At 67.9% G+C, this 14,163-nt stretch carries 8 protein-coding genes; all 8 read right to left on the bottom strand.

Annotated elements, in window-relative coordinates:
• Positions 1-16: 16 nt before the first annotated feature.
• Entirely contained in the window at positions 17-1,642 is a 1,626-nt protein-coding gene (locus P1J78_RS11475; protein WP_275567497.1) for an alpha-D-glucose phosphate-specific phosphoglucomutase, read from the bottom strand.
• Positions 1,639-3,780 carry a glycogen debranching protein GlgX gene (gene glgX / locus P1J78_RS11470; RefSeq protein WP_275567496.1) on the bottom strand — a complete coding sequence of 714 codons (2,142 nt, stop codon included), beginning with the start codon at positions 3,778-3,780 and terminating at the stop codon, positions 1,639-1,641. Before glgX ends, P1J78_RS11475 begins: the two co-directional genes overlap by 4 nt.
• Positions 3,777-5,213: a glycogen synthase GlgA gene (gene glgA / locus P1J78_RS11465; protein ID WP_275567495.1), complete on the bottom strand. Its 1,437-nt coding sequence runs from the start codon at positions 5,211-5,213 to the stop codon at positions 3,777-3,779. Before glgA ends, glgX begins: the two co-directional genes overlap by 4 nt.
• A gap of 4 nt (positions 5,214-5,217) precedes the next feature.
• Positions 5,218-6,489 (bottom strand): glucose-1-phosphate adenylyltransferase, encoded by a 1,272-nt coding sequence (gene glgC / locus P1J78_RS11460; RefSeq protein ID WP_275567494.1) that lies wholly within the window; start codon positions 6,487-6,489, stop codon positions 5,218-5,220.
• Positions 6,468-8,699, bottom strand: a complete 2,232-nt coding sequence (gene glgB, locus P1J78_RS11455) for a 1,4-alpha-glucan branching protein GlgB (RefSeq protein WP_275567493.1) — start codon at positions 8,697-8,699, stop codon at positions 6,468-6,470. Before glgB ends, glgC begins: the two co-directional genes overlap by 22 nt.
• 29 nt (positions 8,700-8,728) lie before the next feature.
• The gene (locus P1J78_RS11450; protein ID WP_275567492.1) at positions 8,729-11,107 is read right to left on the bottom strand and encodes a glycogen/starch/alpha-glucan phosphorylase; all 2,379 of its coding nucleotides are present in this window, start codon (positions 11,105-11,107) and stop codon (positions 8,729-8,731) included.
• A 285-nt stretch (positions 11,108-11,392) separates the two neighbouring features.
• Positions 11,393-12,697 carry a xylose isomerase gene (gene xylA, locus P1J78_RS11445; protein WP_275567491.1) on the bottom strand — a complete coding sequence of 435 codons (1,305 nt, stop codon included), beginning with the start codon at positions 12,695-12,697 and terminating at the stop codon, positions 11,393-11,395.
• Positions 12,694-14,133, bottom strand: a complete 1,440-nt coding sequence (gene xylB / locus P1J78_RS11440; RefSeq protein ID WP_275567490.1) for a xylulokinase — start codon at positions 14,131-14,133, stop codon at positions 12,694-12,696. The genes xylA and xylB overlap by 4 nt, the downstream gene beginning before the upstream one ends.
• Positions 14,134-14,163 lie beyond the last annotated feature (30 nt).

Genomic DNA, 14,163 nt, shown 5'->3' with positions numbered 1-14,163 from the left:
AGAAGATCGTGACGCCTCAGGTCACCACGTCCGGCGTCGTCCGGTCCAGATGCGCCGCGATCCCCGCGATCTCGTCCGCCGCGCGGATCACCGGGCCCAGCGCGTCCTGCGGATCGCGGTCGAGTCCGTCCGGCCCGGGCATGTAGCGCTCCAGGTAGAGGCGCAGCGTGGCGCCGGAGGTGCCCGTCCCCGAAAGCCGCATCACGATGCGCGAGCCGTCGAGGAAGATGATCCGAAATCCCTGACCCTCGGCCACCGAGCCGTCCACGGGATCGGTATAGGCGAAGATGTCGGCCGTGGTGACCTCCAGCCCCTCGAACTCCTTGCCCGGCAGATCCTCCAGCTTGGCCGCCAGCTTGCCCAGCATCGCCTCGGCCTTCTCGACCTCCAGCCCCTCGAAATCGTGGCGGGAGTAGTAGTTGCGGCCGTACTGCGCGAAGTGGCTGGCCAGCACCTCGGCCACGCCCTGCCCCCGCGCGGCGAGGATGTTCAGCCACATCAGCACGGCCCAGAGCCCGTCCTTCTCGCGCACATGGTCGGAGCCGGTGCCGAAGCTCTCCTCGCCGCAGAGCGACACGCGGCCGGCATCCATCAGGTTGCCGAAAAACTTCCAGCCGGTCGGCGTCTCGAAGCATTCCAGCCCCTTCGCCTGTGCCACCCGGTCCACGGCGCCGGAGGTGGGCATCGAGCGCGCGACGCCCTTCAGCCCCGCGGCATAGCCCGGGGCGAGATGCGCGTTGGCGGCGATGACGGCGAGCGAGTCCGAGGGCGAGACATAGGTCTCGCGGCCCAGGATCATGTTGCGGTCGCCGTCGCCGTCGCTGGCGGCACCGAAATCGGGGGCGTTGGCGCCCCACATCTCGTCCATCAGCATCTTTGCCCAGACCGGGTTCGGATCGGGATGCATCCCGCCGAAATCCGGCAGCGGCTGGCGGTTGACCACCGTGCCGCCGGGCGCGCCGAGACGGTTTTCCAGGATTTCCACGGCATAGGGGCCGGTGACCGCGCACATCGCGTCGAAGCGGATGCGGAAGCCGCCCGAGATCATCGCGCGGATCGCGTCGAAGTCGAACAGCGTCTCCATCAGGTCGGCATAGTCGGCGACCGGGTCCACGACCTCGACCGCCATGTCGCCCACCTGCGCCGGGCCGGCCCTGGACAGGTCGACATCGTGGTCCTCCAGGATGCGGTATTCGCGCATCTCGTTCGCGGCCGCGTGCATCTTCGAGGTCACGGACTCGGGCGCGGGCCCGCCATTGGGCGTGTTGAACTTGATGCCGAAATCCTCGTCCGGCCCGCCGGGGTTGTGGCTGGCCGACAGGATGATGCCGCCATCGGTGCCGTTCCGCCGGATCAGGTGGCTGGCCGCCGGCGTCGACAGGATCCCCCCCTGCCCCACGAAGCATTTCGCCGCGCCGTTCGCCGCCGCCATCCGCAGGATCACCTGGCAGGCGCGGTCGTTGAAATAGCGCCCGTCGCCGCCCACCACGAAGGTCTTGCCGCCCGCGCCGCCGATCGCGTCGAAGATCGCCTGCACGAAGTTCTCCAGGTAATGCCGCTGCATGAAGACATGGGTCTTCTTGCGCAGCCCGGACGTGCCGGGTTTCTGGCCGGGGATCGGCTCGGTCGTCACCGTGGTCATGTCGCCTCCTCCTTCGTGGGCACCCGCTCCAGCGCCAGGACGCTGTGCGCCGGGGCCATGATCTTCGACCCGATGGGATTGTGTGGACCGGCGTCGGGCTCCGTCGTGTCGAGGATGACTTCCCACACGCTCCCCTCGGGGCATGGCGGCAGCGCCACCTCGGTCTCGCCGCCGGCGTTGAACACCGCGAAGACCACGTCGTCCGAGGCCGCGTAATCCGGCGTGAAGGACGAGGTGCGGAGTTCCACGCACAGCGTCGCCCAGTCGGGATCGTGCCAGTCCTCGCGCGTGGGCCGCTTGCCGTCGGGCATGCGCCAGAACAGGTCGGCCAGCCCGTCCAGCCGCCGGGGCCGCGAGTGCAGAAACAGCCGCTGCCGCAGCACCGGATGCGCGCGGCGCAGCGCCGTCAGCTTGGCGACGAACCCCGCGAGGTTCTCGTCGGCATTCGCCCAGTCGAGCCAACCGGTCTCGTTGTCCTGGGCATAGGCGTTGTTGTTGCCGCCCTGGGTATTGCCGATCTCGTCGCCGGCCAGCAGCATCGGCGTGCCCTGCGCCAGGAACATCGTCGCCAGGAAGTTGCGCTTGCGCTGTGCGCGCGCCGCGCGGATCGCCGGGTTGCTGGTCGGCCCCTCCAGCCCGAGATTGTCGGAGTAGTTCTCGTCCTTGCCGTCGCGGTCGCCCTCGCCGTTGGCCAGGTTGCGCTTGACGGTGTAGCTGACCAGGTCCTGCAGGGTGAAGCCGTCATGCGCGGTGACGAAGTTGACCGACGACGTCGCGGCGCGGCCGGAATGGTCGAACTTGTCGGCCGAGCCCACCAGGCGGCTGGCGAAATCCGCGGTCTGCAGCCCGTCGCCCCGCCAGAACCGCCGCGTGGTGTCGCGAAAGGTGTCGTTCCACTCCAGGAAGGGATGCGGGAAGGCCCCCAGCTGATAGCCGCCGGGGCCGACATCCCACGGCTCGGCGATCAGCTTGACCTTGTTCAGCACCGGATCCTGCCGGATCGCGTCGAGAAAGCCGCCATGCGGGTCGAAGCCGTTGTCGCCCTCGCGCCCCAGCGTGGAGGCCAGGTCGAAGCGGAAGCCGTCGACATGCATGACCTCGACCCAGTAGCGCAGGCTGTCCATCACCATGCGCAGCACCGCCGGGTGCGAGACGTTCAGCGTGTTCCCGGTGCCGGTGTCGTTGATATAGTAGCGCCCGCCATCGGCCAGCCGGTAATAGCTGGCATTGTCCAGCCCGCGGAAGGACAGCGTCGGCCCCAGCTCGTTCGCCTCGGCCGTGTGGTTGTAGACCACGTCGAGGATCACCTCGAACCCGGCATGGTGCAGCCGGCGCACCATGGTCTGGAATTCCCACAGCTCGCCATGCGCCATGTAACGCGGCTCGGGCGCGAAGAAGCCGATCGACTGATAGCCCCAGTAGTTGCGCAGCCGCTTCTGCACCAGGAACCGGTCATCGAGGAAGGCATGGACCGGCAGCAGTTCCACCGTCGTCACGCCCAGCTTCGCCATGTGCTCCAGCATCGGCTCGCTGGCGACGCCGCGATAGGTGCCGGCGATATGCGGCTCGACCTCCGGGTGGGTCTGGGTCAGGCCCTTGACGTGGGCCTCGTAGATCACGGTCTCCGACCGGCGCACGCGCGGCGGCTTGTCGTCGCCCCACTGAAAGCTGGGATCGGCCACCACCGATTTCGGCACGAAGGGCGCGCTGTCGCGGGCGTCGAAGGACAAATCCGCCTTGGGCGCGTTCAGGATATAGCCGTAGACCGCGTCGTTCCACTGCAGCTTGCCCGTGTGCTTCTTGGCATAGGGGTCCAGGAGCAGCTTGTTCGGGTTGAAGCGGTGGCCGTCTTCGGGCTTGTAGGGTCCGTGGACGCGGTAGCCATAGGGCGTGCCGGGCCCCAGCCCCGCGACATGCACGTGCCACACGTCGCCGTCCCGCTCGCGCAAGGGGATGCGGGCCAGCTCGGTGCTGCCGTCGGCCGCGAACAGGCACAGCTCCACCAGCTCGGCATGGGCCGAGAACAGGGCGAAGTTGACGCCCTCGCCGTCGAAGGTGGCGCCCAGCGGGTCGGGCTGGCCGGCCGACAGGGAATGCCCCGCGAGCTTGGCGGGCAGCCGCTCTTTCATGACGTTCATTCGAAGAGACCTTCGTAAAGGCCCGCATATGCCGCCGATGCGCGCGACCAGTCAAGCTGTGCCTTCATTCCGTTGCGTTGCATCTGCCGCCAGGTGCGGCTGTCGGAATGAAGCGTCACCAGCCGGCGCAGCGCCTGTTCCAGCGCCAGCCGGTCGGTGGGATGGAACACGACGCCCGTGGCCACGCCGGCATCCAGCGCGGCCGGGTTCGCGTCGATCACCGTGTCGTTCAGCCCGCCGGTCGCGGCCACCAGCGGCACGGTGCCGTAGCGCAGCCCGTACATCTGGGTCAGCCCGCAGGGCTCGAACCGCGAGGGCACCAGCACCGCGTCGCCGCCCGCGAACATCCGGTGCGACAGCGCCTCGTCATAGCCGATGCGGACGGCCACGCGGGGGGGGTTGAGGGTCGCCTCGTGCCGGAAGGCCATCTCGATCTGCGGGTCGCCCGAGCCCAGCACGATCAGCCCGCCGCCGCGCCAGGTGAACTCGCTCAGGCAGGACGGGATCAGGTCCAGCCCCTTCTGCGTGGTCAGGCGGCTGACGACGATGGCCAGCGGACCGGGCACCTCGCCCAGCCCGAACTCCTTCAGGAGCGCGGCGCGGTTCTTCGCCTTCTCCCCCAGCGCACGGCTGGTATAGGGGTGGATCGCCGGGTCGGCCTCGGGCGACCAGACCTGAACGTCGACGCCGTCCAGGATGCCGTGCAGGTCGCTGGCGCGGGCGGCGATCACGCCTTCCAGCCCCAGCCCGTAGGCGCCGCGCATCAACTCGTTGGCGTAGGTCGGGCTGACGGTGGTGATCGCGTCGGCGGTGACCAGCCCGGCCTTGAGGCTGGACAGGTTGCCCCAGTATTCCAGCCCGTCCTGGGTGAACTCCTCCTCCGGCAGGCGCAGCGCCGCCATCCGGTCGCGCGGGGCGTGGCCCTGGAAGGCGATGTTGTGGATCGTCAGGACGGAGCGGACATCGGCAATGCCGGCGTAGCGGATATAGGCCGGGGCGAAGCCCGCCTGCCAGTCGTGGCAATGCACGACCTCGGGGCGCCAGCCGTCCGACAGCCCGTCCTTCGCGATCTCGGCCGCCACCCAGCTGAGCGCGGCGAAGCGTTCGGGATTGTCGGGGAAGTCGCCGCTGTCGTCCGAATACGGCCCGCCCTTGCGGTCGTAGAGATGCGGCGCGTCCAGCAGCAGCACCTCGATCCCCGACACGGCTCCGGCCAGCACGCGCGCCGGGCCGCCGAACAGATCCTCGGCCGACCAGAGCGTCTTGGCCTTGCCCAGCGTCTTCGTCAGCCCCGGATAGGCCGGCATCAGCACCCGCATGTGCCAGCCCTGTTCGGCCATCGCCCGGGGCAGCGCGCCGACCACATCGGCCAGCCCGCCGGTCTTCAACAGCGGCACGCATTCGGACGCGACGGACAGGACGGGCCGCACCATGCCGTCAGCCCAGCTTCGCCGCCCGGGCGTCCAGCATGTCCTGGGTGATCAGGACGATGCCGCCGTCGGTGCGGCGGAACCACTTCGCGTCCTCCTCCGGGTCCTCGCCCACGATCAGCCCCTCGGGAATCCGCACGCCCCGGTCCAGCACGCATTTCTTCAGCTCGGCCTTCTCGCCGACGTCGCAATGCGGCAGCGCCACGACCTCGTGCATCAGCGAGTAACTGTGGGCGTGGACGCCGGTGAACAGCAACGAGTTGCGGATCTCGGCGCCCGAGACGATGCAGCCGCCCGCCACCATCGAGGAGACGGCGCTGCCGCGGCGGTCGGTCTCGTCGTGGATGAACTTCGCGGGCGGGGTCAGCTCGGAATAGGTCCAGATCGGCCAGTCGGTGTCGTAGATGTCGAGCTCGGGGGTGAAATCGGTCAGGTCGATATTGGCGGCGTGGAAGGCGTCGATCGTGCCCACGTCGCGCCAGTACGGCGCCTTTTCAAGCCCGCTCATCACGCAGCTGTCGGCGAAGCGATGCGCCATCGCCTTGCCGTTCTTGACGATATGCGGGATCAGGTCGTGGCCGAAATCGTGGCTCGACTCGCGGTTCTCGGCGTCCTCCAGCAGGAGTTGGCGCAGGAAGGCCCAGTCGAACACGTAGATGCCCATCGAGGCCAGCGCATGTTTCGGGTCGCCGGGAATCGCGGGGGGATCGGACGGTTTCTCAAGGAAATCCGTGACCTGCATCTCGTCGTTCACGTGCATCACGCCGAAGGCACGGGCCTCCGTCCGGGGCACCGTGAGGCAGCCGATGGTGACGTCGGCGCCCGCCTCCACGTGCTGCGCGATCATCTTCTCGTAGTCCATCTTGTAAATGTGGTCGCCCGCGAGAACGACGATGTAGTCGATGTCATAGCTGTCGACGATGTCGATGTTCTGACGCACCGCGTCGGCCGTGCCGAGATACCACATGCTCTCGTCCACCCGCTGGCTGGCCGGCAGGATGTCGAGGTATTCGTTGCGCTCGGCGCGGAAGAAGTTCCAGCCGCGCTGGCAGTGGCGGATCAGGCTGTGGGCCTTGTACTGCGTCGCGACGGCCATCTTGCGGATGCCGGAATTCAGCGCGTTCGACAGGGCGAAGTCGATGATCCGGGTCTTGCCGCCGAAATAGACCGCCGGTTTCGCCCGCCTGTCCGTCAGTTCCTTGAGCCGCGACCCGCGGCCGCCGGCCAGGACGAAGGCCATGGCCCGGTTGGACAGTCTCACGTTGCGTTGCGGTCCCATGGATTGCTCTCCCCCTGGCTTTCGACGAATACGATGGCCGACAAGGGCGGCAGCGTCACCATCGCCGACTGTGCCTGCCCGTGCCACGGCACCGCCTCGGTCACGATGCCTCCGAAATTGCCGACATTGCCGCCGCCATAGACCTCCGCATCGGTGTTCAGCGCTTCGCGCCAGTACCCGCCCGCCGGAAAGCCCACGCGGAAGCCCGACCGCTCCACCGGCGCCATGTTCAGCGCCACGACGACGCGCGCGTCGCCCTCGCGTCCGCGGCGCATATAGGTGAAGACGGAATGTTCCGTATCGCCGCCGTCGAGCCAGCCGAACCCCTCGGGCCGCGTGTCGTTGACATGCAGCGCCGGCGTCTCGCGCATCAGCATGTTCAGATCGCGCACCAGGATCTGCAGGCCCCGGTGCGGGTACTCGGTGGCCAGGTGCCAGTCGAGCGAGCGGTCGTGGTCCCACTCGGCCCATTGCCCGAACTCGCAGCCCATGAACAGAAGCTTCTTGCCCGGATGGGTCCACATGAACCCGTAATAGGCCCGCAAATTTGCGAACTTTTCCGATTCGTTGCCGGGCATCTTACCGATCATCGAGCCCTTGCCGTGGACCACCTCGTCATGGCTGATCGGCAGGACGTAATTCTCGGAAAAGGCGTAGTCGATCCCGAAGGTCATCAGGTGATGATGATACGCCCGGTGCGCCGGCTCTTCGGCCATGTAGCGCAGCGTGTCGTTCATCCAGCCCATGTTCCACTTGAAGCCGAAGCCCAGCCCGTCGGTGTCGACGGGGCGCGACACGCCCGGATAGGCGGTGGATTCCTCGGCCACCGTGACGATCCCCGGCACCTCGCCGTAGCTCGTGATGTTCGTCTTCTGCAAAAGCGTGATGGCTTCCAGGTTCTCGCGCCCGCCGTACTTGTTGGGCACCCATTCGCCCTCTTTCCGGCTGTAGTCGCGGTACAGCATCGAGGCCACGGCATCGACGCGCAGCCCGTCGACATGGTATTCTTCCAGCCAGTAAAGCGCGTTGGAAATCAGGTAGTTGGCGACCTCTTTTCGACCGTAGTTGTAGATCAGGGTGTTCCAGTCCTGGTGGAACCCCTCCTTCGGGTCGGAATGCTCGTAAAGCGCGGTGCCGTCGAACCGGCCCAGCCCGTGCGGGTCGGTCGGGAAATGGCCGGGCACCCAGTCGAGGATCACGCCCAGCCCCTTCCGATGCGCCGCGTCGACCAGCGCGCGGAACTCGTCGGGCGTGCCGTGGCGGACCGTCGGCGCATAGAGCCCGATGGGCTGGTAGCCCCAGGAGCCGTCGAACGGAAACTCGCTGACCGGCATGCACTCGATATGGGTGAAGCCCATCCAATGCACGTAATCCACCAGGTCCTCGGCCAGTTCCAGGTAGCTCAGCCGCCGCGCGCCGTCCTCGGCGCGGCGCCAGCTGCCCAGATGCACCTCGTAGACCGAGATCGGCGCGTCGATGGTCTGCGCCGCGTGCCGCTCGGCCATCCACGCCGCATCGGACCAGTGCCGCCGGTCGATCCGGCGCACGACCGAGGCATTGGCCGGCGGATGCTCCGACCCGAACCCCACCGGGTCCGCCTTCAGCGGCAGCCGCTGGCCGTCGCGGCCCAGGATGTCGTATTTGTAGGCCGTCCCCTCGCCCAGCCCGGGGATGAAGATCTCCCACACGCCGGTGCCGCCGCGGATCCGCATCGGGTTGCGGCGGGCATCCCAGAGGTTGAACTCCCCCACGACCGACACGCGCAGCGCATTCGGCGCCCAGACCGCGAAATGCACGCCCTCGACCCCGTCATGGGTGACGACATGGGCGCCCAGCACCTGCCACAGGCGCTGATGCGTGCCCTCGCCCAAGAGGTATTCGTCGATCTCGCCCAGCACCGGGGCAAAGCGGTACGGGTCGTCCTGCATCCATTCGGCATCGGCGTTCGAGCAGCGCAAGCGATAGCTCTTGGCCCGCCCGAAGCGGCCCGCGAACAGGCCCGGGAAATCGGCGACCGGCGCGAGCTCGGTCTCGGTCTTCTTGCCGGACAGCGCGACCACCCGCTCCGCCCCCGGCACGAAGACGGTCAGGACGCGCTTGCCGTGCCGCTGATGCGGGCCCAGAACGCGGAACGGGTCGGCGTGCCGGCCCTCGACGATGGCGCGGGCATCCTCCGGGTCCACCAGTGGTCCGTCGTCCCCATCCGCCATGTCCGGCTCCCTTTCCTGCCCGTGGCCCGCTAACTCGCCGGCGTCACGTCCCAGATGTCGGCCATGTAACCACGGATCGTCCTGTCTGACGAGAAGTAGCCCACGCGGGCGGTGTTCAAGGCCGCCATCCGCTGCCACCCTGCAGGGTCGCGCCACGCCGAGTCCACCCTCGATTGCGCCGCGTCGAAGGCGTCGAAATCGGAGGCGACGAGGAAATAGTCGTGGTGCCACATGCGGTCGACGATGCCGTGATAGCGGTCCGGGTCGTCCGGGCTGAACCGGCCCTCGGCCACGATCTGCAACACGTCGCGCAGGGTCTGGCTGGCCTCGATCGCCAGCCGCGCGTGGTCGGGGATCCGGCGGCGGGCGACGACCTCGTCCGCCGTCATGCCGAACAGAAAGAAGTTCTCCGCCCCGACCCGCTCGCGGATTTCCACGTTCGCGCCGTCCAGCGTGCCGATGGTAGGCGTGCCGTTCAGGGCGAATTTCATGTTGCCAGTGCCGCTGGCCTCCTTGCCGGCGGTGCTGATCTGTTCGGACAGGTCCGCGGCGGGGATCAGGCGTTCGGCCATCGAGACGTTGTAGTTCGGCGGATAGACCACCTTCAGCAGCCCCTTCACCTGCGGGTCCGCGTTAATGACGGCCGCCACGTCGTTGATCAAATGGACGATTTCCTTGGCGACGGCATAGCCCGGCGCGGACTTGCCGCCAAAGATCTTCACCCGCGGCACCCAGTCGCCGTCGGGATCCTGCCGGATGCGGTGCCACAGCGCGACGGTCTGCAGGATGTTCATCAACTGCCGCTTGTACTCGTGGATCCGCTTGATCTGGATGTCGAAGATCGCGTCGGGGTCGGTGGCGATCCCCGTCGTCTCGCCGATCCAGTTGGACAGCGCCACCTTGTTGGCGCGCTTCGCCGCGCCGAAGGCCGTGGCAAAGCCGTTGTCGCCGATATGCGGCTCCAGCTCCTGCAACCGGTCCAGATCGGCCTCCCACCCCTCGCCGATGGTGTCGGTGATCAGCGTCGCCAGCGCCGGGTTGGCCAGCTTCAGCCAGCGGCGCGGCGTGACGCCGTTGGTCTGGTTCACGATCCGCCCGGGATGCAGCGCGTGCAGGTCGGCAAAAACCGTCTCCTTGACCAGATCGGTGTGCAGCGCCGAGACGCCGTTCACCTTGTTGGCCATGATGAAGGCGAGGTTGCCCATATGCACCTCGTTGTTCTGCACGATGCCCACATGTTTCGGCCGGTCCGGATGCGCCTTGCGGTGGCGGTCGTCCAGCCGCTCGATCAGGTCCATGTGCTGCGGCAGCACGTTGCCCATCAGCCAGGTCGACCACCGCTCCAGCGCCTCGGGCAACAGCGTGTGGTTGGTGTAGTTCAGCACCCGCTCGGCCACGCCGGCGCCTTCCTCGAAGGTCAGGCCGCGCTTCATCAGAAGCCGGATCAGCTCGGGCCCGGCGATGGCGGGATGGGTGTCGTTCAGCTGGATCGCGACATGCTTATGAAGCTGCCGCGGGTCCGTCTGGGTCACGAAATACCTGCGAAGAATGTCCTGCAAGGCCGCGGAAACCATGAAGTATTCCTGCTTGAGCCGCAGCTCCTTGCCGGCATATGTGGTGTCGTCGGGGTACAGCACGCGGCTGATCGTGCGCGCCAGCGCCTCGGGCTCGGCGGCCGCCGTGTAGTCGCCCGCGTTGAACCGGTCGAGATCCAGCAGGTTGGTGGACTCGGCCGCCCAGAGCCGCAGGGTATTCGCCCATTTGCCCTGCCAGCCGACAATGGGCATGTCATGCGCCGTCGCCATGACGGATTCGCCCGGGCTCCAGCTGTCGCCATGCACGCTGCCCTTGAAGCCGATCTCATAGGCCACCTCGGGCCGTTCGAACTCCCAGGGGTGCTTCTGCTTCAGCCAGTCCTCGGGGGTTTCCACCTGCCGGCCGCCCTCGAACCGCTGGCGGAACAGCCCGTGTTCGTAGCGGATGCCGTAGCCATGCGCCGGCACGCCCAGCGTCGCCAGCGATTCCATGAAACAGGCCGCCAGCCGCCCCAGCCCGCCATTGCCGAGCGCCGCGTCGGGTTCGTCGGCGACCAGCTCGTCAAAGCGCGGGCCCAGCCCCTCCAACGCGCGTTCCGCCACGTCGCGCAGGCCCAGGTTGGTCGCCGCGTCGTTCAGCATCTTGCCGATCAGGAATTCCAGCGACAGGTAATAGACCCGCTTGGCGCCGGTCTCGTAGGTCAGCCGAGTGGAGTCGAACCACGGTTCGACGATCCGGTCGCGCAGCGAAAACGACATCGCCATGCGCCAGTCGTAGAGGCTGGCGTGGCCCGGGTCCTTGCCCAGCGTGTAGGTGAGATGCCACAACACCGCATCGCGGAGTTCCTGAGGCGTGATGCCGTCCAAGGCCATTGTCCAATTCCTTTCGTCGCGCGACCGGCGTCAGATAGCGCCAGTCGGCCGCGCCTGAAAAGGCCACACCTCCCCGCAGACAGGCTTAGCGCATCGCGACCCTGCGTCAAATCGTTAGAAGTGCCGCGCGGGACGGCATGGCGGCCGGGCGGCCACCGTTTGGACCGAATCGAAACCCTCGCTTAACCGTGCGACGCCCGGGTTGGACCGTTTCGGTCGCGGGACGGCGCCGGGCGCCGTTCCGTCTTGGACCGGGTCGCAGGGCCTCGTTGACCGCCCCGCGTCTCAGACATACCGGTTGATCAGGTTCTCCAGCCGCTCCTGCCGGCCCGAGCGCGGCTCCGGCTCCACGCCGCTGCGGATATAGGCGTCGAGGTCCTCCAGCGAGGTTTCCCTGGTCAGGAATTCCTTCGCCTTCTCGCCCTGCCATCCGGCATAGCGTTCCTCGCGCCGCCGCTCCAGCTCGCCGTCTTCCAGCATCGCCGCCGCCGCCTTCAGCCCGCGCGCGCAGACGTCCATCGCGCCGACATGCGCGAGGATCAGGTCTTCCGGGTCCAGCGACTGCCGCCGCAGCTTGGCGTCGAAATTGGTGCCGCCGGTGGTGAAGCCGCCCATCTTCAGGATCTCGTAATAGGCCAGCGCCACCTCGGGCACGTTGTTCGGGAACTGGTCGGTGTCCCAGCCCGACTGGTAATCGTTGCGGTTCATGTCGATCGAGCCCAGCATCCCGAGGCTCGCCGCCAGCGCCAGCTCGTGCTCGAAGCTGTGCCCGGCCAGGATCGCGTGGCCCTGCTCGATGTTCAGCTTCACCTCGTCTTCCAGCCCGTAGCGCTTCAGGAAGCCGTAGATCGTGCCGACATCGTAGTCGTACTGGTGCTTCGACGGCTCCTGCGGCTTCGGCTCGATCAGGATCGTGCCCTCGAAGCCGATCTTGTGCTTGTAGTCTACGACCTTCGACAGCATCGCCGCGTACTGGTCCGCCTCGCGGCCCAGGTCGGTGTTGAGGAGCGTCTCGTAACCCTCTCTGCCGCCCCACAAAACATAGTTCTCTCCGCCCAGCTTGTGGGTCGCGTCGATCGCCGCCTTCAGCGTCGCGCCGGCATAGGCGAAGACGTCCGGGTCGGGGTTGGTCGAGGCGCCGCTCATGAACCGCCGATGCGTGAACATGTTGGCCGTGCCCCAGAGCAGCCGTGTGCCCGTCTCGGCCATCTTCTTCCGGAAGTAGTCGGTGATCTCTTCGAGGTTCCGCGCGCTCTCGGCAAAACTCTCGCCTTCCGGCCGCACGTCGAGGTCGTGGAAGCAGAAGAACGGCTGGCCCAGGATCTGGAACATCTCGAAGGCCACGTCGGCCTTGAGCCTGGCCTTCTCCATCCCGTCGCCGAACCACGGCCGGTCGAAGGTGCGCCCGCCGAACGGGTCCTGGCCCTCCCAGGCGAAGCTGTGCCAGTAGGCGACCGAGAACCGCAGGTGATCCTCCATCCGCCGGCCGGCGACCTGTTCGTCCGGGTCGTAATGGCGGAAGGCATATTCATTATCCGAATCAGGGCCTTCATAGGCGATGTTCGGAATGTCCTTGAAGAAGTCGGTCATGTCAGCCCCTGTATCGCTGTTTGTGCCGCGCGGTAGCGGGCGTGGCCCTCGTCGAAGGCCGCCGTCAGCCCGGCCTCGGGCTCGATCGTCCGCGCGATCTCCGGGGGCGGCGCAAGCTCCGCGCCCCCGCCCGTCGCCGCCATCATCGCCAGCCGCGCCGCGCCGAATGCTCCGCCGAAGTCGCCCGCCACCGGCAGGTCCACCGAGGTGTCCAGCGCGGTGGCCACGGCGCTCAGCCAGTAGTCCGACCGCGAGCCGCCGCCCACCGCCAGCAGGCTGTGAATCTCGGTCCCCGTCGCCGCCAGCGCGTCGCGGCAGTCGCGGATCGCGAAGGTCACGCCCTCCAGCACGGCGCGCGTCGCCGCGGCCCAGTCGGTCGCGTGCTCCAGCCCGATGAACGCGCCGCGGATGGCTGCGTCGTTCAGCGGTGTCCGCTCGCCGCCCAGATACGGCAGGAACCGCGCGCTGCCGGGCGCCTGCAGCGGCCCCAGCCCGATGGTCAGCGCCGCCGCATCCTGCCCCACGAGCCCCGCGAACCAGTTCAGCGCGTCCGTCGCCGCCAGGATCACGCCCATCTGGTGCCAGGTTCCCGGCAGCGCGTGGCAGAAGGTGTGGACCGCCGTCTCCGGGTCCGGCCGATACCCCTCGTTCGCCGCGAACAGCACGCCCGAGGTGCCCAGCGAGACGAAGGCCTGCCCGGCCTGCACCACGCCCACGCCGATGGCCGAGGCCGCGTTGTCACCGCCGCCGCCGGCCACGACGACCTCCGCGCGCAGCCCCCAGCGCTCCGCCAACTCGGCGCGCAGCGTCCCGGAGACCTCCGAGCCCTCGACCAGCCGCGGCATGTGGTCCCGGCCAAGCTCCGTCCGCGCCAGCAGGTCGTCGGACCAATCCCGCGCGCCGGTGTCGAGCCAGCTGGTGCCGGCCGCGTCCGACATTTCCGCCACATGGTCGCCGGTCAGCCACAGTCGAAGATAATCCTTCGGCAACAGAACCTTGGCGACCTTCTTGAATGTGTCCGGCTCGTGGCTCTTCACCCAGGCGAGCTTTGGCGCCGTGAAGCCAGGAAACACGATGTTGCCGGTCACCCGACGCCAGGCCGGCACGGCATCCATCTCCGCCGCCTCGCGATAGCTGCGGGTGTCGTTCCACAGGATGCACGGCCGCAGCACCCGGTCCGCCGCATCGAGCAGCGTCGCGCCATGCATCTGCCCCGACAGCCCGATCGCCGCCACCGCGCCCAGATCGTGCGCCTGCGACAGCGCGTCGAACACCGCCTCCGCCGCCGCGATCCAGTCCGCCGGATCCTGCTCCGACCAGCCGCCCTGCGGCCGCGAGACCGTCAGCGGCGCCGTCGCCTCGGCCACGATCCGCTGCGCCTCGTCGAGCAGGATGCCTTTCAGCCCGGAAGTGCCGAGATCGAGTCCGATGAACATCTTGGAACGTTCCTTAAAGGCCGTTTCGGG

It is taken from the genome of Psychromarinibacter sediminicola, assembly GCF_029168335.1.
Classification (GTDB): Bacteria; Pseudomonadota; Alphaproteobacteria; order Rhodobacterales; family Rhodobacteraceae; genus Psychromarinibacter; species Psychromarinibacter sediminicola.
Note: the sequence above shows the minus strand (reverse complement) of the source record. Positions and strands in the feature narration are given on the sequence as shown.

What these genes read in the sequence shown, in the direction of transcription:
- P1J78_RS11475 (WP_275567497.1), bottom strand. Translation starts at nt 1,642, where the DNA reads ATGACCACGGTGACGACCGAGCCGATCCCCGGCCAGAAACCCGGCACG.
- glgX (WP_275567496.1), bottom strand. Translation starts at nt 3,780, where the DNA reads ATGAACGTCATGAAAGAGCGGCTGCCCGCCAAGCTCGCGGGGCATTCC.
- glgA (WP_275567495.1), bottom strand. Translation starts at nt 5,213, where the DNA reads ATGGTGCGGCCCGTCCTGTCCGTCGCGTCCGAATGCGTGCCGCTGTTG.
- glgC (WP_275567494.1), bottom strand. Translation starts at nt 6,489, where the DNA reads ATGGGACCGCAACGCAACGTGAGACTGTCCAACCGGGCCATGGCCTTC.
- glgB (WP_275567493.1), bottom strand. Translation starts at nt 8,699, where the DNA reads ATGGCGGATGGGGACGACGGACCACTGGTGGACCCGGAGGATGCCCGC.
- P1J78_RS11450 (WP_275567492.1), bottom strand. Translation starts at nt 11,107, where the DNA reads ATGGCCTTGGACGGCATCACGCCTCAGGAACTCCGCGATGCGGTGTTG.
- xylA (WP_275567491.1), bottom strand. Translation starts at nt 12,697, where the DNA reads ATGACCGACTTCTTCAAGGACATTCCGAACATCGCCTATGAAGGCCCT.
- xylB (WP_275567490.1), bottom strand. Translation starts at nt 14,133, where the DNA reads ATGTTCATCGGACTCGATCTCGGCACTTCCGGGCTGAAAGGCATCCTG.